Annotated in this window: 13 protein-coding genes; 6 read left to right on the forward strand and 7 right to left on the reverse strand. The window is 62.4% G+C overall.

Annotated features, from left to right (window positions below):
* Positions 1–50 precede the first annotated feature (50 nt).
* The 4 genes from CGL56_RS11890 to CGL56_RS11905 all read left to right on the forward strand — a co-directional run bounded on the left by CGL56_RS11890 (position 51) and on the right by CGL56_RS11905 (position 9529).
* On the forward strand, positions 51–4001 hold the full coding sequence (locus tag CGL56_RS11890; protein WP_099106776.1) for a M43 family zinc metalloprotease: 3951 nt from the start codon (positions 51–53) through the stop codon (positions 3999–4001).
* Positions 4002–4248: 247 nt separating this feature from the next.
* Entirely contained in the window at positions 4249–6813 is a 2565-nt protein-coding gene (locus CGL56_RS11895) for a CHAT domain-containing protein (protein WP_099106777.1), read from the forward strand.
* Positions 6814–6989: 176 nt separating this feature from the next.
* A complete protein-coding gene (locus CGL56_RS11900; RefSeq protein WP_099106868.1) occupies positions 6990–7319 on the forward strand; it encodes a nucleotide pyrophosphohydrolase in 330 nt (109 codons plus the stop codon).
* Positions 7316–9529, forward strand: a complete 2214-nt coding sequence (locus CGL56_RS11905; RefSeq protein WP_099106778.1) for a DNA/RNA helicase domain-containing protein — start codon at positions 7316–7318, stop codon at positions 9527–9529. Before CGL56_RS11900 ends, CGL56_RS11905 begins: the two co-directional genes overlap by 4 nt.
* Before the next feature lie 473 nt (positions 9530–10002).
* Here the strand turns inward: CGL56_RS11905 and CGL56_RS11915 are convergent, their stop codons facing one another.
* Entirely contained in the window at positions 10003–10491 is a 489-nt protein-coding gene (locus tag CGL56_RS11915) for a hypothetical protein (RefSeq protein WP_099106780.1), read from the reverse strand.
* Positions 10492–10641: 150 nt separating this feature from the next.
* Positions 10642–11736 carry a site-2 protease family protein gene (locus tag CGL56_RS11920; RefSeq protein WP_099106781.1) on the reverse strand — a complete coding sequence of 365 codons (1095 nt, stop codon included), beginning with the start codon at positions 11734–11736 and terminating at the stop codon, positions 10642–10644.
* Between the two features lie 246 nt (positions 11737–11982).
* Between CGL56_RS11920 and CGL56_RS11925 the strand changes: the two genes are divergently transcribed.
* Positions 11983–12840 (forward strand): S1/P1 nuclease, encoded by an 858-nt coding sequence (locus CGL56_RS11925; protein WP_099106782.1) that lies wholly within the window; start codon positions 11983–11985, stop codon positions 12838–12840.
* A gap of 165 nt (positions 12841–13005) precedes the next feature.
* On the opposite strand, the gene CGL56_RS11930 is transcribed toward CGL56_RS11925, so the two are convergent.
* From CGL56_RS11930 to CGL56_RS11950, 5 genes are all read right to left on the reverse strand, one after another.
* Entirely contained in the window at positions 13006–14004 is a 999-nt protein-coding gene (locus CGL56_RS11930) for an SGNH/GDSL hydrolase family protein (protein WP_099106783.1), read from the reverse strand.
* Positions 14005–14013: 9 nt separating this feature from the next.
* Positions 14014–15324 carry a trypsin-like peptidase domain-containing protein gene (locus tag CGL56_RS11935; protein ID WP_099106784.1) on the reverse strand — a complete coding sequence of 437 codons (1311 nt, stop codon included), beginning with the start codon at positions 15322–15324 and terminating at the stop codon, positions 14014–14016.
* A gap of 4 nt (positions 15325–15328) precedes the next feature.
* Positions 15329–16489 carry a hypothetical protein gene (locus tag CGL56_RS11940; protein WP_099106785.1) on the reverse strand — a complete coding sequence of 387 codons (1161 nt, stop codon included), beginning with the start codon at positions 16487–16489 and terminating at the stop codon, positions 15329–15331.
* An 8-nt stretch (positions 16490–16497) separates the two neighbouring features.
* Positions 16498–17253, reverse strand: coding sequence for a hypothetical protein (locus CGL56_RS11945; RefSeq protein WP_099106786.1), 756 nt, complete (start codon positions 17251–17253; stop codon positions 16498–16500).
* A gap of 138 nt (positions 17254–17391) precedes the next feature.
* Positions 17392–18474 (reverse strand): alkaline phosphatase family protein, encoded by a 1083-nt coding sequence (locus CGL56_RS11950; RefSeq protein ID WP_099106787.1) that lies wholly within the window; start codon positions 18472–18474, stop codon positions 17392–17394.
* Positions 18475–18636: 162 nt separating this feature from the next.
* On the opposite strand from CGL56_RS11950, the gene hflX reads away from it, so the two are divergent.
* Positions 18637–19848 carry a GTPase HflX gene (hflX, locus tag CGL56_RS11955; protein WP_099106788.1) on the forward strand — a complete coding sequence of 404 codons (1212 nt, stop codon included), beginning with the start codon at positions 18637–18639 and terminating at the stop codon, positions 19846–19848.
* Positions 19849–19929: the final 81 nt, after the last annotated feature.

Raw genomic sequence — 19929 nt, forward strand, 5'->3', positions numbered from 1 at the left:
CCTGGGGGGAAGACGCACACTACATTCCGCAACACCCAATCCATTCTCCCATGTTGTACGCAGTACTCCCGGCGGACAGGCACTTCCTTGCCCGCCTCCTCCTTCCCATGCTGTTGACCGTCTGTTTGAGCGCCCTGGCGGTGGGGCAGGCCGGTCCCCTCGTGCTCGACTTCGAGGCCCATACCGGCCTGCTCAACTCGGCGCCCCTGGGCAGCTCGCAGGTGGTCACCTTCGGCACCCCGAGCGTCTCCCTGGTCAACCTGCCGCCCCTGAACAACCAGCCGCTGGGGCCGGTGAACGTCTTCAGTCGCGACGACGCCCCCTCCGGCACCCAGGCGGCCACCAACTGCTCGGAGGGAATTGGCTGTGAATTTCCCTCCCAATCGGTGCTCTTCGAATTCAGCGAACCCACCGGCGGCGTCTCCTTCGCGATCCAGGGTTTCGACTCCGAAGGCCGCTTCCTCATCTACGGCTACGGGGCGGACGGACAGGTAGAGCTGCTGGCCACCCCACCGGCCAGTCCCGCCTACCAGACCGTACGCCTGCCCCCCGCCCTGGGCTACATCATCGACCTGGAGACGGCAAGCGCCCTGCGCACCTTCTTCATCGACGACCTGACGGTCTTCCCCGCGGCCGACCCCGGCGGCTTCGACTGCGGCACCGGGGAAGAACTCCTGCTGCGGCTGGAACAGGACCCCGTATTCCGCGACCAGTACGAGCGCATCAACCGGCTGACGGATGAGTACCTCCGGAACCTGCGCGCCGACGACATATTGGGCTTCGGCGGGGAAGTGATCACCATACCCGTGGTGGTCCACGTGGTCTACAACACCGCCGCCGAGAACATCTCCGACGCCCAGGTCCAGAGCCAGATCGACGCCCTCAACGACCTCTTCCGGGCCACCAACGCCGGCGTGGGCAGCGTGCCCTCCGCCTTCTCCTCCCAGGTGGCCGACCTGCAGATCCAGTTCGCCCTGGCCCAGCGGGACCCCGACTGCGAGCCCACCAACGGGATCACCCGCACGGCCACCACCGTCACCGCCTTCACCAAGGACCCCACGGCCTCCACCGCTACCGTCCGCAACCCCGTGAAGTTCTCCAGCACGGGCGGCACGGAGGGCTGGCCCTCGGATGAATACCTGAATATCTGGGTCTGCGACATCGCCGGCACCACCCTCGGCTACGCCGCCTGGCCGGCCGACTTCGCCACCCGCCCCGCCGAGGACGGCATCGTGATGGACTACACGGCCTTCGGCACCACGGGCACGGTCTCGCCCACCTACAACCTGGGCCGCGTCTGCGCCCACGAGATCGGCCACTGGCTCAACCTCCGCCACATCTGGGGCGACGACTCAGCCCTGGCCGACATCTGCTCGGGTACCGACGAGGTGGACGACACCCCCAACCAGGGCAGTTTCAACGCCAGCTGCCCCGCCTTCCCGTCCACCTCCTGCGGCAATGGCCCCGACGGCGACATGTTCATGAACCACATGGACTACACCACCGACGCCTGCCGCACCATGTTCACCGTGGGGCAGCACGTGCGGGCCGCCGCTACCCTCTTCGGCGTACGGGCGGACCTCATCGGCTCCGACGGCCTGCAGCCGCCCCCTGAGTCGCCGGCCGAACCCGACCTCTGGTCGGCCGACACCCACGACGATACCGGCGCCGAGCCCAACCCCTCCACCGAGGCCATGTACCACAGCGCCGACATCTGGGTGCGCAACTCCGACGACGGCTTCCTGAACCAGGAGCACCAGAACCCCGTCTACCGCCCCGGCGGGGAACCCAACTACGTCTACGTAAGGGTCCGCAACCGCGGCTGCGGCGGCAGTGCCTCCGGCACCAACCACCTCTACTGGGCCAAGGCCGGCTCCGGCGTGAGCTGGCCCGCCCCCTGGGACGGCAACGTCATCACCCCCGCCCTGATGGGTGCCCCCATCGGCAGCCAGCCGGTGACCGTGGACGGCGGGGAGTTCACCATCCTGCAGTACGAATGGGTGGTGCCCAACCCGGACGACTACGCGAGCATTCCCGGCGACAAGTCCCACTTCTGCCTCCTGGCCCGCACCGAGGAACCCGGTGGCATGACCTTCCCCGAGACGGGCAACCTTTACGCCAACGTGCAGAACAACAACAACATCGTGTGGAAGAACGTCTCCGTCGGCGATGAGGACCCCGCCACGGGGGGATTCGTAGCGCAGGTGCTGGTGGGCAACTACGGTGAGGAGTTCTCGCTTGCCAGCCTGCAGTTCAGTCTGCCCCAGCGGGAAGTCCGCTCCCTGTTCGACTACGGCATAGTGACCCTGGAGATGGGTGAGCTCTTCGGCGTATGGGAAGACAACGGCATGGAAGGCCAGGACGTCATCGTGAGCGGCCCCACCACCGTGGAACTGCTCTCCCCGCGTGCCACCTTGATGAACCTGCCCCTGGAACCCGGCCAGCTCTTCCCGGTGGAGGTGAGGTTTCTGCCCCACCCCAATCCGCCCAACGCCGTCTTCACCCTGAACATGACCCAGGCGGACGCCCAGACGCTGGAGCCCTTCGGCGGCAACCAGTTACGCTTCCGCACGGCGGCCGATGGACTGCGGCTCCCCGGTGACCCCGACCCCGGCGGCGACGGCGAGGCCCCGGTGGTGATGGTCGACTGCCCCCAGGAAGTAGCCCAGTTCTGTGAGTTCCCGATCACGGTAAGGGTGGACATGAACGGCGTGGCGGCCCCCGACGATTTCCTCGGCAACTTCACCGCCACCCTGACCTACGATCCCACCCAGATGGAGTACCTGGGCGAGAGCAGCATCCTCTCCGACTTCACCGGCTTCATCAACGACGGCAACCCCGGAGTGATCGTCTTCAACGGCGCCCACACGGCGGGGCACGGCGGCGACGTGCCCATCTTCACGGCCCGCTTCCGGGCCCTGGCACCCGCGGGCACCGCCATCCACCCTGACCTGGAAACCCGCGTGCTGGCGGCGGCCCACACCTTTGCCGACCTGCTGCCCAACGCCCGCACCGAGAATTGTGACTTCGTGGTGGCCGACAACCAGCTGCTCGGCGACGTCAACGGCGACGGGCTGATCAACTCCACGGACGCGGCCCTGGTCCTGGCCCACAGCGTCGGCAACGCCCTGCCCCCAGTGGCCGCCAACCGCATCCTGGGCGGCATCGGTGACGTGGACGCCGACGGACTGACCGACTCCCGCGACGCCCTCTTCATCCTGACCTACGACGTGGGCCTGCCCGTCGACCTGCCCCTCGGCACGGCCACCGCCTGTCTGGAAGAAACCGCCGGCATGGGTAACCCCGACGCCCCGATCGAGGTGCCCGTGGACGCCACCCCCGAAGTGGACGCCGACGGCTACCGCGTGCCCCTGACGGTGGACATGCGCCTGAGCGGGGAACGCCTCGGCAGCTACCTGATGGAAGTGAGCTGGGACGCCCAACGCTACCGCTTCGACGGCCTGGAGGCGGGTTCCACGGCCGGATTCGAACGCCCCACGGCTAACCTGGAACGCACCGCCGACGGCCACCTGCGGCTGGCCCACGCCAACCCCCTCGGAGCCGACGGGCAGGTGCACCTCGCCAGCCTCCGCCTGCGGCCCCTCGACCCCGACGACGCCGCGCCGCCCCAGCCCACGGTGGTCCTCCACGACCTGACCGCGGCCGGCACCTTCCGCCGCCTCTCGGGCAAACCCGGAGAACCCACCACCGCTACCCGGTCGACCGACACTGGCAAGCTCTCCCTGGCGGCCTACCCCAACCCCTTCGACCGCGGCACCCGCATCGTGCTCCAGCTGAAGGAGCCCGGCCCCCTGCTGCTGGAGGTCTTCAACGGACAGGGACAACGGGTAGCCGAAGTGGCCCGCGGCCCCTACCCCGCCGGCACCCACACCTTCCTCTGGAACCCCGCCGCCGGCAGCGGCCTGCCCACGGGCGTCTACCTGCTGCGGGCCACCCTGGGCACCCATACCCTCACGGAGCGACTGCTCCGCGTCCGGTAACACCCTTCTCCCCGGTTTCCCCTTTTGGGATGCACCCCGCGGCTTTGGTCGTGGGGTGTTTTTTTGGGCAAGGTGAATCAGGGTTGGTGAAAAAAGTAATACACCAATCCGAAGTCGAACCCTTTGAGGAATGCCATCCCAGGGTTGCTGCGGTCCGCCCGCCAGCAACTAAACCCAACACCGGCGCGCCGCAATTTGGTGGGTTGGAAGCAGGCAACCTACCTTAAGAAGCCCGAGTCCACCCACCATGAAATTTACCTTCCTGATTGCCATGCTACCGGCGCTGTGGATGGCTTCCTGTAGCCACCCGGCCGATGCACAGCAGGCGGTCGCTGAGCGTACCCAACTGGACCTGCGCCTGGGCGACAGCTTGCAACTGGTGCGGGAGGACTACGCTGATTTGGAATCCTGGCAGGCACTGGATCGTGTATATCGGCTGCGGGATGTGGTGGCTAGCCAGGGCGATTCGGTGTCCGCCCCTACCAAAACGGAAATCTACCAGCACCTGGCCGTCATGCACTACGAGCGGGGCTACGAAGATTCGGTCATCCACTACACCGCCCTCGCCAACCGTCATCTCGGAGAAGACCCGCCCCCCCTCCTGCTCGCCCGACAGCTGCTTTGCGAGGCTTTCCTGAAGTATACGGAGTGGGAATGGCTGGAGATGGACATGGTGGCCGCGCTGGGGATGGCGGTGCTACTGGATCACGGGCTCGCGGATGATGGTCTGTACCCACAATTGCTGCTGACGCAGGCATACGCCCGCTGGAAATACGCCAACGCCTGGCTGGAAGGGGGGGATTTCGACAAGGTGGCGGGTGATGTGGAAAGCCTCGTTCGTCAAGCCATCCGACACTATCGCGCGGCGGGAGGGGCCCGCGAACGACACGCCTGGGAAGACTGGTCCCTGATGGCCGCTCGCCTACCCCACCGGTCGGAAACCGACTTGCGGGCCGCCCTGGACACCCTGGCCCGGACGGGCAATCCGGCCGAACCCGTCTACGCTTATCCGCACCGCCTCCTGGCCTACTGGCATTTCCGCCGGGGCGCCCCGGACAGTATGCGCTACCACTACGAGCGCTTGCTGGAGCAGGCTCCGTTCTATCGCTTGGAGAACCCCCGGGAAGCCAACTACATCCTCAAGCTCAACTCCCTCGATCGCGGAGACTACCGCCGGGCCCTTGCGTTGTCCATAGATGATTTGCGGCTCTCCAACTGCGCCCAGCCAGCGGCTCGGCTCAGCGTTGCCGTTGGCGATACGTCCTTTTCCGAGCGCTACATCTGCCCCTACCTCGACCTGGAGCTGGTGAAGGTGTACCTGGGGCGCTACCGGGCGGAGGCCGATACGGCCGACCTCCACCGCGCCTTTGCCCTGGCGCAGGTTACCATGGACCGCTACGCCGGGTCCTTCCCCTCCCAGCGGGACGAGGGGGTCATCAACAAGCTGGTGGAACTGGGCGACGTGCTGCTGGACGTATGCCTCGAGACGGCCCTGGAAATGCAACGGCAGCAACCCGTCGTGGCCCGGGACGCCATCTTTCGCGCGATGGAACTCAGTCAGGGCTTGCTCCTCCTCCGGGACCTGGTCACCATCGGGGAGGTGGACAACCAGCACCAGTGGCGTTCCCTGCATGCCAGCCTGGAAAACTACAAACGGGCGTACCGCAGGGATTTCTCCTTGCCGGTCGCCGAGCTGCGGGAGTTCCGGAAGCTGGACACCCGCTACCGGCGGGAAAAGAAGAAGGTCCAACCGACCCTTACAGCCCTCTCAGACTTCGCCGCGACCCCCAAGCTGTCGGCGGTGCGCGCCCACCTTAAACCGGGACAGGCCCTGCTCTTGTCGACCGAGCTGAACGACCAGATCCTGCTGCTTTGCGTGGATCCGGATACCGCCTTCACGTATCAGGTCCCGACCTCCATAGTCCCCCGCCTCGACACCTTCCGGCAGATGCTAACGGGTGAGCTCACCTGCTCGCCCGGCGAGTACGCTGACGTTGCCTACCAGATTTACGCCCCCCTGTTGGCCCCGCTGGAAGGGTTGTCCGCCCAGCCTGCGGAACTGCTGTTCGTCCCCTCGCCCCTACTATCGGAAGTTCCCCTGTCGGCGCTTACCGTAGCTCCCGGCCGGCAGGAGGAGGCGTTCACCGATCTCCGGTACGTAGTGGATAACTACGTCGTGCGCTACCTCCCGAGCTGGCGCGTGGAATTGCTGCACGCAGCAAAGCGGAAAGATTTCCGGATGGACGTGGCGGATATCGGGGTTTGGACACACCCCCAACTGGTCGGCTATGCGGCGGGCCTGACGCAGGACCTGCAGCGTGCGGGCGGCGGCGGTTGGTCCGTGGCTACGGTCGCCCCCCAGACCAGCGCCTTTGTCTCCCAGGCCCCGGCACTCGACATCATCCACCTCACCGTCCACGCCCGCGGAAACACCCGGCAACTGCACGAAAACTACCTCCACCTGAACGACCGCGATAGTCTGAACGGGATCGTCGTAGCCCAATTACCCCTCCGCGCCGGACTGGTCGTACTGGCGGCCTGCGCCACCTCCAGCGGCTTCCAGCAGGCCGGCGAGGGCACCTTCAGTCTGCGGCGCAGCTTCCACCTCGCTGGGGTCCCGGACGTCATCAGCTCGCTCTACGACATTCCGGCGGCGGCCACCGTGGCCGTACTCAAAAGCTTCTACGACCAACTCGCCATGGGCAGTCCGCCCGCAACGGCCCTGGCACAGGCCCAGCGCAGCTGCCGGGCGGGGGCGCTGTCGCAGCGCTACGCCAATCCCCGGTACTGGGCTGGGTTGATTGCTGGTTAGGGGCGTTTTGTTGGTTTGACTTGGGGATTTAGGGTTGCGCCTGATGGTTTTGGTGGTGGGGTGGATATTGAAGGCGCCAATAAATCCCCTCAAGTACACCTGTTATCAAAGTCAATATATTGGAGCCTGATTGTCTACATATCTCCCAATCCAATACGTTGGGCCAGCAAATGACCATGACCGAAACGCAACAACTGATTCAACTCCTCACCCGCTTCCGGGATGAACGCGACTGGCAGCAATTTCACAATGCCAAGGACCTTGCTGTCGCGCTCAATATTGAGTCCGCAGAGTTGTTGGAGTTGTTTCTATGGAAAAGCCCCGAGGAAGCTGACCGAAGTAAAGTGGCAGAGGAACTTGCAGACGTCATAGCATATGCTCTCCTGCTTGCTGATAAGTACGGCCTCGACATTTCAGAGATAGTCAAGGACAAGGTCAAGCAAAATGGAGAGAAATATCCAGTCAACAAGGCCAAGGGTTCCGCCAGAAAGTACGACGAGTTATGACCGCCCCTTATTCCTTTGATATTGCGCAGTACGACTTCAACAGTTCAATACGGGAAGAGTTACTATCCAAAAGGGAAGCCAGTGACTTGTGGCCCCTTGTCTACATCCTTAGTAATGGAGACAAAAAGCAGGCCTACGTAGGAGAAACGGCAGACGTATTGTCACGTCTGGACACCCACCAGAAGCACGAGAAAAAGCAAAAGTTAACAACGGTCCACCTGATTTCAAGTAGCTTTTTCAACAAGTCCGCAACCCTTGATATTGAATCTAATCTCATTCAGTACATGGCTGCAGACGGGCAGTTTGAATTGATGAATGGCAACCTGGGAATTGCCAATCATACCTACTATCAAAAACAGGCATATTGGAGCGTTTTCACTTCAATCTGGGACAACCTGCAAGGTGCTGGCTTGGCGAAGCACTCTCTGGACCATATTGACAATTCCGACCTGTTCAAGTACTCACCGTACAAGTCTTTGTCCCGGGAACAGAGCGCCGGATTGGTCAAAATCCTGCGATCCCTCGCCTTTGACGACGGCAGAAATATTGTCATCCAGGGCGGGGCTGGAACTGGGAAAACAATCCTTGCCGTCTTCCTATTCAAACTGCTAAACTCCTCTTTACAGGACTTGAATTTTAAAGAGTTCGGGGAGCAAGAAACTGAAATCGGCGAACTTGTTGATCTGATCAAGTCGCAGTATGGTGACCTCAGCATGGGGCTCGTTGTTCCCATGTCATCGTTTCGAAAAACCCTGCAGAACATCTTCTCCGGCGTTGGCGGATTGAGCCCTAACATGGTAATTGGTCCCGCCGATGTCGCAAATCGCCGGTACGATTTACTGATTGTAGATGAAGCCCACCGGTTACGGCAGCGGGTAAACCTGGGAGCTTATTTTCGAAGCTTCGACAAGGCAAGCGAAAAGCTGGGCCTGGACAAGATGAAGCACACCGAACTTGACTGGGTATTGCAGCAGTCTGACCGGGCCTTATTCTTCTACGATACTGATCAATCCATCAAGCCGTCAGACGTCAGCGCTGCAGCGTTCGAGTCTCTCAAAAGTAATCCGACCACTAAAATTCACTCACTGCAATCGCAATTCCGTGCGCAAGGAGGCAATGATTACGTGGCATTTATTGATGGCTTGTTACAGAAGCAACTACCCGATGACCACCCTAAGTTCCTCCACAAAAATTACGAATTGAAGCTTTTCGATTCATTGGCGGATATGGTTGCCAGAATCCAAGACAAGAATGAGGACCACGGACTTTCCCGGTTGATTGCTGGATACAGTTGGCCATGGCTATCCAAAAGTCCCAAGAACAAGAAATATCAGCCATACGATATTGAAGAGGATGGTTTGCGCCTGCGGTGGAATTCTACAAACATCGACTGGATCAATACTCCGGATTCCATTGAGGAGGTAGGATGCATTCATACCACCCAGGGATACGACCTCAACTTTACCGGTATCATTTTCGGGAATGAAGTTGGTTTCGATCCGGAAACCCAGGAGATCGTTGTTCGCGCAGAACACTACCACGATCGTAATGGAAAAGCAACGATCAAATGTCCCGAGAGGCTGAAGAGTTACATTCTTAACATCTACAAAACAATCCTGCTTCGCGGCATCCGGGGCACTTACATTTATGTCTGCGACCCTGCTTTGCGGGAGTATATGTCCAGGTACATTCCGTTGGCTACGTCCGAAGCCCCCATTGAAAAAACCATTCATCCCCTTCCTGCTCATCAGGTTGTCCCATTTGAAAACAGTGTTCCCCTGTATAGCATGCAAGCCGCCGCGGGAGGATTCGGTCTGGTTGAAGTGGTTGAGAAGGAAGACTGGATCACTGTGCCCATCCGATATGCCCTGGACTCCGACTGTTTTGCCTGCCGGGTGGTGGGAGAATCTATGAATCGGGTCATCCCGAATGGCAGTGTTTGTTTATTTCGCCGGTATAAAGGTGGATCCCGGAGCGGAAAAATTTTTCTGGTTGAACTGAATGCCTTTACAGACGCGGAGGCGGGATCTGCCTATACGGTTAAGGAATACCGGAGTGAAAAGGTCCGGAACGACGAGAACTGGCAGCACCGCAGAATTTCGCTCTACCCCCGTTCGCATGACCCCTCCTTTCTACCCCTTGAGTTGACCGAAGAATCTGCTTCTGAAATGCGGGTGATTGGGGAGTTTATTGCTGTGTTGGGACAGTAAGGAGTCTTGGGAAGCCCCCGTACGATATCCACGGTAGCACGTGATTCACCGTCCGACGGGCGCGAACCAAAAACTCACCAACTAGATAGCAGCATGCCGACTCAAGTCGGCGCTACGAAACTTCGGACGAACCTTGCGCAAGCGGCAGGCATTCGTCAGACGACGGGCGCCAACCAGAAACCAGTCAACCAGAAAATCATACCACCAGCAAGGAGGAAAAACCGTCCACCGGACGCCAACCAGCAACCAGCAACCAGCAACCAGCAACCATCCCACCAGCAAGGAGGACAACCCGCCCACCGGGCCCCAACCAGCAACCAGCAACCAAATAACCAGAAAACCACCCCACCAGCAAAGAGGACAACCCGCCCACCGGACGCTAACCAGAAATCAGTACCCAGCTTACCAGCAACCAGCAAGGAGGACAACCCGCCCCCCGGGCCCCAACCAGCAACCAGCCAACCAGCAACCACCTACTCAGCCTCCCCGTCCGTCCAGCAACAAGAGCAAAACTCAGGATCCCACGGGCACTCCTCGGGCAGGAAATGGCAGAACTCCTGCTGGATCCAGCCGTCTTCGCCGGGGTCTTGGAAGGGTTCGTGCATGATGCGCAGCAGCTCGGGGTAGAGGCGGCGGGGCGAGATGCCCGCAGGTACGGTGGGGATGATGCGGTAGGCGGTCCAGACGTCGAGGATCTGGGACACCAGGGCGCGCAGCTGGGCGTCGGTGAGGCGGGGGGCCGGGGGGAAGGCTTCCGGGAGCAGTCCGATCTCCCGGTACATTGAGCCCTCCCCTTCGCCGTAGAAGAATTGGTGGAGTTCGGCCTGGTAGGTGGCGAAGTCCTTGATCGGCCGTCCCGCTTCGTTCAGGGAGTAGTGGTCGGTGGTCGTTCCGCAGCGGTTCTGCCGTTCGCGGGTGATGGCGCGTAGGTCGGCCAGGAGTTGGGTGAGGTATCTTTCCACAAGGCGTATAGGTGTTAGGTGTAGCAGCAAACGGCCGGTGCACCGCGGACGATTTTCCGGCTAATCACGTGGAAATTAGGCTAAAAAGTTGATATTCCAACGGTTAGCCCTGGCTTCCCGCGGGGTTCCCCGGCACCCGCGCGCCGCCGGCTACTCCTTCAGGGCCCGTTTCAGCAGCAGTACCTCCTCGATATTTTCCAGGTTGAGCACCCCGCTGATGCGCCCCAGGGGATCGCGGACGCAGCAGATGGGCGTCTGCTTGGTCTGCAGCTGCACGTAGGCTTCCTGCAGGGGGGTATCGCCCGACAGCTCCAGCAGATCGGGACGGCGGGCGGCCTCCCCTACCCGTCCGTGTTTCCCGAATTCCTTCAGTCCCCGGATCAGGTCGTCGCGCGTCAGGATACCCGCCGGCTCCCCCTCGTCGAGCACCACGAAGTCGCGCTCCTGCCCGTCCAGCAAAATGGAAGCGGCGTGGTCGAGGGTCTCGTACACGTTCAGGGCGGTGTACTGCCGCATGACGGCGTCCTCCACCCGGAAGCCCTCCAGCAGGGCCTGCTGCCCCACGGCCCGGTTCTCGCCCCCGGCCCCGAGGTAGATGAACAGTCCGACGAAGACGAGCAGGAAGTTGCCGAAGAAGCCCAGGAAGACGAACACCATGGCCAGCACCTGTCCCAGGCGGGCGGCGATGTGGGTGGCCCGGGCCCGGTCGTACTTCATGCTCAGCAGCGCCCGCAGTACGCGGCCGCCGTCCATCGGAAAGGCCGGAATGAGGTTAAAGACCACCAGCAGGATATTGACGCTCAGCAGCCCGATGAGGAAGTTGCGCCCGCTGGGCACGGTGACCGACTCCAGCGCCTCGGCATCCGGAATCCCCCCCGTAGCCGCCAGGATCACGGCCAGCAGGGCGGCGATGACCACGTTGACCGCCGGGCCGGCCAGGGCCACCACCAGCTCCTCCCGGGGCTCCTCGGGGATGCGCTCGAGGTTGGCCACCCCGCCGATCGGCAGCAGGATGATGTTGCGGGTGTTCACCCCGTAACGCCGCGCGGCCAGGGCGTGCCCCAGCTCGTGCAGCACCACGCAGCCGAAGAGCGCCAGGATGAAGGCCACGCCCACCAGTCCGCCGCTCACCTCGCCGGTCTCGGAGAGGTAGCTGAGGAATACCCACCCGAGGAGGATGAGGAAGGTCCAGTGCAGCTTTAGGTCGATGCCGGCGATGCGGCCGAGGCGGAAGGTCCAGGTCATGGTTGGGGAGTGGTTGATTGGGGAACGGTGGGGGGTGGGGCTGGGTTCCGTGGGGGTGGTTTTGGGACACCGAGTCCGACCCTCAGTCGTCGGACGAACCCTCCGCAGGCTCCGGGAATTCGTCCGACGACGAGGGCCAGGCCTCGTCCGACGAGTTCCGGCGATAGCCGGCTCGTCGGACGAGTTGCCGGGGGGACCAAGACGCTTCCTACTGCGCGACCTGATGTCGCGTTTTACCTTTGCGCCATGCTACGTCAACTCTTCCTCCTCCTGATCACCTTTCTGCCACAAGTGCTGCCCGCCTGGGGCGCCAACGGCCACCGCATCGTGGCCCACATCGCCTACGAGAACCTCAACGACCAGGCCCGGCAGCGGGTCGACGCGGCGCTGGGCAACAACTACCTCTCACAGGTGAGCACCTGGCCCGACTACATCAGGGCGGAGTCCGGCTGGGACTTCACCCACTCCTGGCACTACATGACCGTGCAGCCCGACGAGACGGTGGACGACGTAGCCCGCAAGACCGCCGAGGACCCCGGCATCTTCGACGTGCGCGAGGCCATCCACTTTTTCACCAGCGTCCTGGCCGGAGAAGCCGCCGAGCGCGACCGCCTCACCGAGATGCTGGCCAAGCACAAGGTCCTCCCCCTGGCCGGCTCCCTGGACGCTACGGCCCTGGCCTTCCTGGTCCACTTCATCGCCGACGTCCACATGCCCCTCCACGTGGGCAAGAATCGCGACCTGGGCGGCAACCGCATCACCGTCCTCTACTTCGGCGACCGCTACAACCTCCACTCGGTCTGGGACACCCAGATCATCGAGCAGGAGCGGCTGAGCTTCACGGAGTTCGCGGCCTACACCGCCATTCACACCCGCGAGCGGCAGGCCGAATGGGCCGACGACGCACCCGAGGAGTGGATGCGGGAATCCATCGTCCTGCGCGAACGCATCTATAACACCCTCTACGACCGCACGGACCGCGAATCGGGGCTCCCCAACCTGGGGTATGACTACCAGCACGACTTCCTGCCGGTGGTGGAGGAGCGGCTCGGCGCGGCTGGGTATCGGGTGGCTGCGGTGTTGAACCGGGTACTGGGGGCTTAGGGTTTGGTTCGCGGCCTGAGGCCGCTTTTTACTATCGCGGTCTGAGACCGCTTTTTACTGGCGCGGTCTGAGACCGCATTGTGCTGGCGCGGTCTGAGGCCGCTTTGTGCTGGCGCGGTCTGAGACCGCTTTGTGCTGGCGCGGTCTGAGACCGCGTTGTACGGGTTAGGCGGGTATCAGTTCGTTTAGTCTGGCGAGGAACTTGTCGGCTACGAGGCGGAAGCCGTGGTCGTTGGGGTGGATCTCGTCGTGCCAGAACTGGGGATCCTGGGGTACGGTGCCCCGGAGGTTGATGTAGTGGACGTTCTCGTAGACCTCACTCAGCTCGGCGATGGATTCGTTGAAGCGGTCCATGATGGAGCGGATGAGGGCCTTGCGGTCCTGGTCCAGGCTCAGCCCCCCGGATTCGATCATGGGCCGGCCGATCCACTTCCCGTCGGGCCGGGGCATGATGTAGTCGTAGCCGTGCACCACGATGGGCAGGTCGGGGTACTCGCGGGTCAGGATGTCCAGCATCCCCTCGTAGTAGGTGCGGATCACCTTGATCTCGGTGAGCCAACTCGTCTTGAGGAAGGAGGCGATGTCGTCGGCGCTGCCCTTGCGCACCATATTGGGGAACATTTCGAAGAAGTCGTTGCCGCCCCCACTCACCACGAAGGCTTTCGGCTGGTATTTTTCGATGGCGTCCAGGTATTCGCCCATGTGGTACATATTGCGCAGCACGTCCCCGGCCCCGCCCAGGCTCTTCACGGCGTAGCGGGGGTCCTCGATGAGGTAGTCCACCACGTCCTTCACTTCCTTGGAGATGGTGAGGCCCAGCTGCTTCAGCCGGGGGTACTGGAACCAGGAGTCGCCCTCCGTCACGATGATCACCCGGTTGGCGTCGCCGCGCCGCTGCTCGAAGAGTCGGTCGCGGTCCCGCTGGGCCAGGGAGTTCGCTTTGCCGATCAGCTTTTCGACGATGTTGATCAGCGGCGCGCCCTCCAGCTGGTCCGCGGCCAGGGCCTTCTCGTTCTTCACCACCTGGATGTGGCTTTTCAGGCGGTACTCCCCCGAAAAGGGGCCGGTGGGGAGGAATTCAAAGTAGAAGTCCAGCGCCCGGGCGCGGGTGGCTTCGTTTTCCAGCAGCGCTTCCAGCTCCTGGATGGTGATCGGGTTTTTCATAGTGGGCAATCAGGTTGGCAGGAGGAAGTTGCGCTTTTTGAGGTCCTCCAGGATGTGTTTGATCAGTACCCCCCGGTTGGCGGGGGCGATGGTTCCGTCCGCGTCGATCTGCAGTCCCCCTTCGTACGACTCCTCGTTCTTCCCGGCGTGGTGCAGGGCCACCACCTTCCAGTGCTTGTTGAAGACCGGCGAGCCGCTGGAGCCTTCCCGCGTATCCGTGGTGTAAAAGAGGTATTTCCCCCAGATGCTGATGACGTCATCCGGCAGGGCCATTTTCATGTAGTTGCCCCGGGGGTGCTGGATCACCGTCACCTTCTCGTGGAGGAGGGGGTCGAAGAAGTCCTCCAGCCGCACCCGTCCCCAGCTGTCCAGGGGCGTTTGCGCATCGTCGGCCACCTTCACCACCGTATAGTCCAGCTCATCCTCGTGGCTGGTTACGAATACGGAGGGGTCCAGGCGGTAGTGGGATTCCTGGAGCACGTTGTTGTCCTTGTCCGTCTTGTAGTTGAAGGTCAGCCGCGTCTGGGCGGCCGTGGCGGCGTCCGGGATGACGTGGTTGTTGGTCATCAGCAATCCGCCCCCCAGCAGGAATCCCGTACCGCTTTCACCGGCGGAGGTCTCGATCTTGCATACCGTTTTCGACTGTTCCATGGCCCCCTGCACCCAGCCGAGGATGTCGATCAGGTCGTCGCTCTTGATCACCTTTTCCAGCCCTTTCCGGTTCGGCACCAGGATGTCAAACGCACGGTGTTCCCCCCTTTGCGGGGCCGCGGGTGCCAGGGCGGGTCGGTCCAGGCCAAGGCCCGATGTCCGCAGTTTTTCCGCCAGTTCCCGGTTCACCCCTTCCACGATGCGGCGGTAATCCGCGGGGTCGATCTTGCCGCGGGTATGTTCCGCCCGTCGGCTATCCAGGGTGTGGATCTCGTCGGCCAGGTTTTCCCTCAGGGTTTTGGTGGAGAGGTCCGGAAAATCCTCCTCGATTTTTTTCGGCAGGGTTTTGAGGGTTTCCATTTCCAGCACCGAGTTGAGGGCGGCGGCGGAGGTGAGGGGTTCGGCTTCCTCCACTTCGGTGAAGAGCCGCGCCAGCTCCTCCCGCTCCGGGTAGTCCTGGATGGCGAGTTGCACGAGGTCGGTGACCTTCCTGCGCTTGTTGGCTTCCCGCAGGATCTGGTGCCAGTTGGAGGTGGCCTTGTCGCTGAAGGCGATCGACCCGGGGGGTAGACCGGCCATCTCCACCATCATCCGGCCGTCCTCCTTTTCGGGGTAGAGTTCGACGAGGTGGCCCCGCAGTTCGGTGAGTTTCGTGTTCCAGCTTGGCATGGCGTCAGTTCGTTAATCCGTATTTCGACAGGACGTCAACCAGTTCCTCCACCTTTTTTCGCTCGATCACCCGGTTGAGGAGGTTGGCCGACTCGTCGTAGACGCGGCCGCCCCCGAACCAGGAATTGGGATTGATGAGGATATCATCGGAGCAGGTCTTCAGGTCGTCGATGTCCATATGATTGTCCATGAAGACCTTGATCTCGTCCAGGGTCAGCTGGTTGAAGCGTTCCCGCTTGATCCGCTCCACGATCAGGTTGAGGTGGGAGCCCGAGGCGGCGTTCTCCTTGCGCAGGTCCTCCGGCGAGTGGTACATCACGTCGTTCTCGTAGAGCAGCGGGTGGTTGACGAAGGGTTCGATGAGGTAGTTCCCGTGGCGGCCCTGGAAGTAGCGGTACTCCCCCAGAAACGCCCGGATCTGGTTCCGGAAGTCGGGGTCGGAGGAGTCCACCGTAACGAATACGAAATCGTAGAAGAGGGAGCCCTCCGCATCGTACTCCATGATGGTGAAGGGGTGGTAGATGGTCGGATAGATCTCCGGCTCCACTTGCAGCTGATCGGGGTGGTCCACCACCAGGTAGCCCTTGGGGATGCCCCGCATGGAGTAGAAGCGCCGGGCCCAGCTGGCGTCCATCCGTTTCCAGGGGGCGGTGAGCAGGGCCAGGCGTTGGCCTTCCTTCAGCTGGTAATGCTGCCACACCTCCTCGTGGATCAGCACGGGGATGCCCAGGGAAGCGTTATTCCCCGAGCTGATGCTGGCGATCCGCCAGTCCTCCAGGGTGGGCGGGATCTGCAGGGTACCGATGCCGCCGAGGATTTTCTGCGATTTTCCGGGGGGACTGTAGTGGGTCCACCTGTCGGATACGTATTCCTTGTGGGTATCCGGCAGGTTCTTGTAGTGCTGGGCCTGGGGGTGGTAGTAGAGGCCGGGCACGCGGGCCACGTGCTCCGAGAGCGTGTACTGGGGAAACCGGAACTTCCGGTCCCAGCTGTCTTCCACCTCCTTCAGGGCCGTGTGCCAGAAGTAATCGTCGGAGTACATGGTCTCCACGAACCGCGTCGGGTCGCCGGCCTCGGCGACGGTTTCGTTCACCAGATCGCTCTGGGCGTAGTTCTCCAGGGTTTCGATTACCCGGGCGGTGGTATAGGCGGTTTGCAGGGACATGGGTGGGCCTATTTGGGTGAAAGGAGTTGTTGCAGTACCGAGACGATCTTGTCCTTGACGCGCTCCTCGTTCTCCGTGAGCAGTTTCAGGACGTTGGCGGTATTAACCTGGGCGGGATTGGTTTCCACCACCGTCATACTCACCTCGGCCAGGCAGCTGTCCTCCAGCAGCGGGATCGGCGGCGAGTACAGCTGCTGTTCGCTCAGGTCGTGCGCTCCGAAGCCGACCGACTGTACCACCAGCGGCTTCAGGGGGCGGTCGATGAGTTCACCGCCCCGCACGAAATGCAGCGTGAGCTGGATGGTGTAGTCAAATACGTCGCTCCACTTGCTGGGCTTCGCCTTGGCGTAGTGCAGGTCCAGACGGGTAAGCTGGTAGGCGAAGGTCTGCGTACCACGGAGGTGCAGGGGTTTGAATTCTATGCGGCGGGCTACCTCCTTGTTACTCCCCGGGTAGATGAAACTGGAGCAGGTGATGACCGGCAGCCGGAAGCTGCCCCCCTGGAGGTTGGTGGCCCGCTGCTCGTCCTGGTACACGAAGCGGGCCTGCCGCCGCGCCAGCTGGTCCTGGAGGAAGCGGTAGCCCATAGCCACCCCCTGCTCGATGGCCGCGGCCGGCACGGTGAAGGATTCCCGGGTGCCGCCGCTGTTGGGGATGACCACCTCCGACGGTTCAAAAACAATGGTATCGAAGGCCCGGCGAAAGGTGATTTTTTCGCCATCCGGACGGTAGGCAACGAAGCGGTTATCGGCTTGGAAGAACATCTGGGTGTTTCAGGTTTGCACCACCCTGGCGGTGCGCCAAATGGGGGCAAACCGTTCCTGCTGGTGCTGGAAACTAAATATAGGCTCCAAGGCGTAGCGGTGCCAGGGTTTCTGAGGGGGCGGCGGTACGAATATGTCCTACCGGCGGGTCCCCTCCACCACGCCGGGTACGACGGCTCCCGACTCGGGGTAATCGTAGCCCAGCAGCCGGGCCACGGTACGGGCGATCTGGTCCTGGTGGAGCTGTTGATCGTCGGTCACTTCGCCCCGGGCCGGGGTATCGGGCCCGATCACGGCCAGCCAGATGGCGTCCGATCCGGGGGTGCCGGTGCCGTGGCCTTTCCACTCCTCCATGGGGCTTTCGCCCCGGCCGTGGTCGGTGGTGATGACCAGGGTGGTCTTCCCCGCGTACTGGGGGTCGGACTGGAGGAAGGTCCAGAGGTCGCGCCACATGGCGTCGGTGGCGTGGGCGGCGTCGAGGTAGCGGTTGTAGCTGCCGTCGTGGGCGAAGTCGTCCGTTTCCCCGTAGCTGATGAAGGCTACCCGGGGGTGGTCCTTGCGCAGGGTCTCCATGAGGTAGTTGTGGGTGAACATGTCGGGCCGTACGCTGCCCCAGAGCCGGGGGGCCTGCTCCTGCAGCTGGTTCAGGAAGCGCTCCCGCTCGGTGAGGTCATCGCCGGTGGCGCGGTCGTAGCCGCTATTGACGGGGATGCCGCTCCGCCGTTCGTTGACGATGTAGTCGAAGACGTCCCAGCTGCCGAAGGCGGCTACCCGGCCGGCCAGTCCTTCCTGTTGGTTGAGCCACTCCAGTACGGTCACGTTCGGGTTCCATTCCTTGTCGTTGCTGTCGATGTCGGGGTCGGCGCGGCCCGTCAGGATCTCGTTGTAGCCGGGGTAGGAGAACCAGTAGGGGTTGCGGCAATTCACCTGGTTGCCGTGCCACCGGTTCCCGAACACCACGCCTTGGGGGGCCAGGGTATCCCAGAAGAAGGGCATCAGGCGCCGGCGACGGGCTTCCGGCGTTTCTGCCAGGTAGCTTTCCGCCATGCGGTCGCGGTCGTGTGTTAGGTCCTCGTTAGCGATCATGGAGTCTACCGCCCCACCGAAGAGCTCCTGCCAGCGGAGGCCGTCCATGGTGATGAGGATCACGTTCTCCGTGGCGGTGGATTGGGCCACCAGGGTGAACGGCAGCAGGAGTAGGCAGATCAGGGGTAATCGCATAGCGAAGGGAGTTGTGGCGGGGTGACTTAGCAAAGCGGCCGTAGTGGCCTGTCCGAAGTTACCACCGCGGCGTGAGATCGGCCGGCGCTTCCTGCCTTCCCCGGCACCCGCGCGCCGCCGCCCGTGAAACTTCCCCAACCTCCATTCGGTTACCTTAGGCATATGGCAAACGAATGGAACGTAGGACAGAAAGAGTCCGGACTGAAGCAGGAAACGGAATACGCCGTCATCGTGGGCGTGGTGCAGCGCGGGCAGACCGAGGAGCAGGTCACCGAGTACCTGGATGAGCTGGAATTTCTGGCGCTGACCGCGGGTGCCGTGACGGTAAAGCGGTTCCTCCAGAAGCTCGACCACCCCGACAACCGCACCTTCGTGGGTAGCGGCAAGGCCAAGGAGATCGCCGACTACGTGGACCAGCACGAGGACGTGTCGATGGTCATCTTCGACGACGACCTCAGTGGCAAGCAGGTGAATATCCTGGAGGAAGAGATGAAGGTGAAGATCATCGACCGCTCCACCCTCATCCTCGACATCTTCGCCCGCCGCGCCCAGACGGCCCAGGCCAAGACCCAGGTGGAGCTGGCCCAGATGCAGTACCTCCTGCCCCGGCTGCGCGGCCTCTGGACCCACCTTGAGCGGCAGCGCGGGGGTATCGGCATGCGCGGTCCCGGTGAAACGGAGATCGAGACCGACCGCCGGATCGTGCGCGACAAGATCAGCAAGCTGAAGAAGGACCTGGAGAAAATCGACAAGCAGGCCGAAACCCGCCGCAAGGGCCGCGACGCCATGGTGCGGGTGGCCCTGGTGGGCTACACCAACGTGGGCAAGTCTACCCTGATGAACCTGCTGACCAAGAGTGACGTCTTCGCCGAGGACAAGCTATTCGCCACCCTCGACACCACGGTGCGCAAGGTGGCCTACGAGGGCATCCCCTTCCTGCTGACGGACACCGTAGGGTTCATCCGCAAGCTGCCCCACCACCTCATCGAATCCTTCCGCTCCACCCTTGACGAGGTGAAGGAGAGCGACATCCTGCTGCACGTGGTCGACGTGGCCCACCCCCAGTACGACGACCAGATCCGCACCGTCCAGGAACTGCTCAAGGAGATGGACTGCCAGAACAAGCCCACCCTGCTCGTCTTCAACAAGATCGACCTCTTCCGCGAGCGGAACTACGACATGTACCTCGACGCCGCCGGACGGGAGGAAGTGGAATCCGATCTGACCCAGGGCCTGCAGGCGGAATTCGGACAGGAAGCCCTGCTCATCAGCGCTCACTCGAAGGAGAACCTCGATGTCCTCCGCAAGCGACTGACGGAGATGGTGAAGGAGGAGTACCAGCAGACTTACCCTTATATAGCTAAGCAGTGGTAGGGGTTTAGTACGGCAGTACAGCAGTACAGTAGTACGGCAGTACAGCAGTCGTTCAGTACTGCCGTACTGCACTCCTGCTTG

This window comes from Neolewinella marina (genome assembly GCF_002631205.1).
In the GTDB taxonomy this organism is placed as follows: domain Bacteria; phylum Bacteroidota; class Bacteroidia; order Chitinophagales; family Saprospiraceae; genus Neolewinella; species Neolewinella marina.

Excerpts from the sequence above, each read along its gene's own strand:
- CGL56_RS11895 (WP_099106777.1), top strand. The coding sequence starts at position 4,249 with ATGAAATTTACCTTCCTGATTGCCATGCTACCGGCGCTGTGGATGGCT.
- CGL56_RS11935 (WP_099106784.1), bottom strand. The coding sequence starts at position 15,324 with ATGCCAAGCTGGAACACGAAACTCACCGAACTGCGGGGCCACCTCGTC.
- hflX (WP_099106788.1), top strand. The coding sequence starts at position 18,637 with ATGGCAAACGAATGGAACGTAGGACAGAAAGAGTCCGGACTGAAGCAG.
- CGL56_RS11925 (WP_099106782.1), top strand. The coding sequence starts at position 11,983 with ATGCTACGTCAACTCTTCCTCCTCCTGATCACCTTTCTGCCACAAGTG.
- CGL56_RS11950 (WP_099106787.1), bottom strand. The coding sequence starts at position 18,474 with ATGCGATTACCCCTGATCTGCCTACTCCTGCTGCCGTTCACCCTGGTG.
- CGL56_RS11920 (WP_099106781.1), bottom strand. The coding sequence starts at position 11,736 with ATGACCTGGACCTTCCGCCTCGGCCGCATCGCCGGCATCGACCTAAAG.
- CGL56_RS11940 (WP_099106785.1), bottom strand. The coding sequence starts at position 16,489 with ATGTCCCTGCAAACCGCCTATACCACCGCCCGGGTAATCGAAACCCTG.
- CGL56_RS11890 (WP_099106776.1), top strand. The coding sequence starts at position 51 with ATGTTGTACGCAGTACTCCCGGCGGACAGGCACTTCCTTGCCCGCCTC.
- CGL56_RS11905 (WP_099106778.1), top strand. The coding sequence starts at position 7,316 with ATGACCGCCCCTTATTCCTTTGATATTGCGCAGTACGACTTCAACAGT.
- CGL56_RS11945 (WP_099106786.1), bottom strand. The coding sequence starts at position 17,253 with ATGTTCTTCCAAGCCGATAACCGCTTCGTTGCCTACCGTCCGGATGGC.
- CGL56_RS11930 (WP_099106783.1), bottom strand. The coding sequence starts at position 14,004 with ATGAAAAACCCGATCACCATCCAGGAGCTGGAAGCGCTGCTGGAAAAC.
- CGL56_RS11900 (WP_099106868.1), top strand. The coding sequence starts at position 6,990 with ATGACCGAAACGCAACAACTGATTCAACTCCTCACCCGCTTCCGGGAT.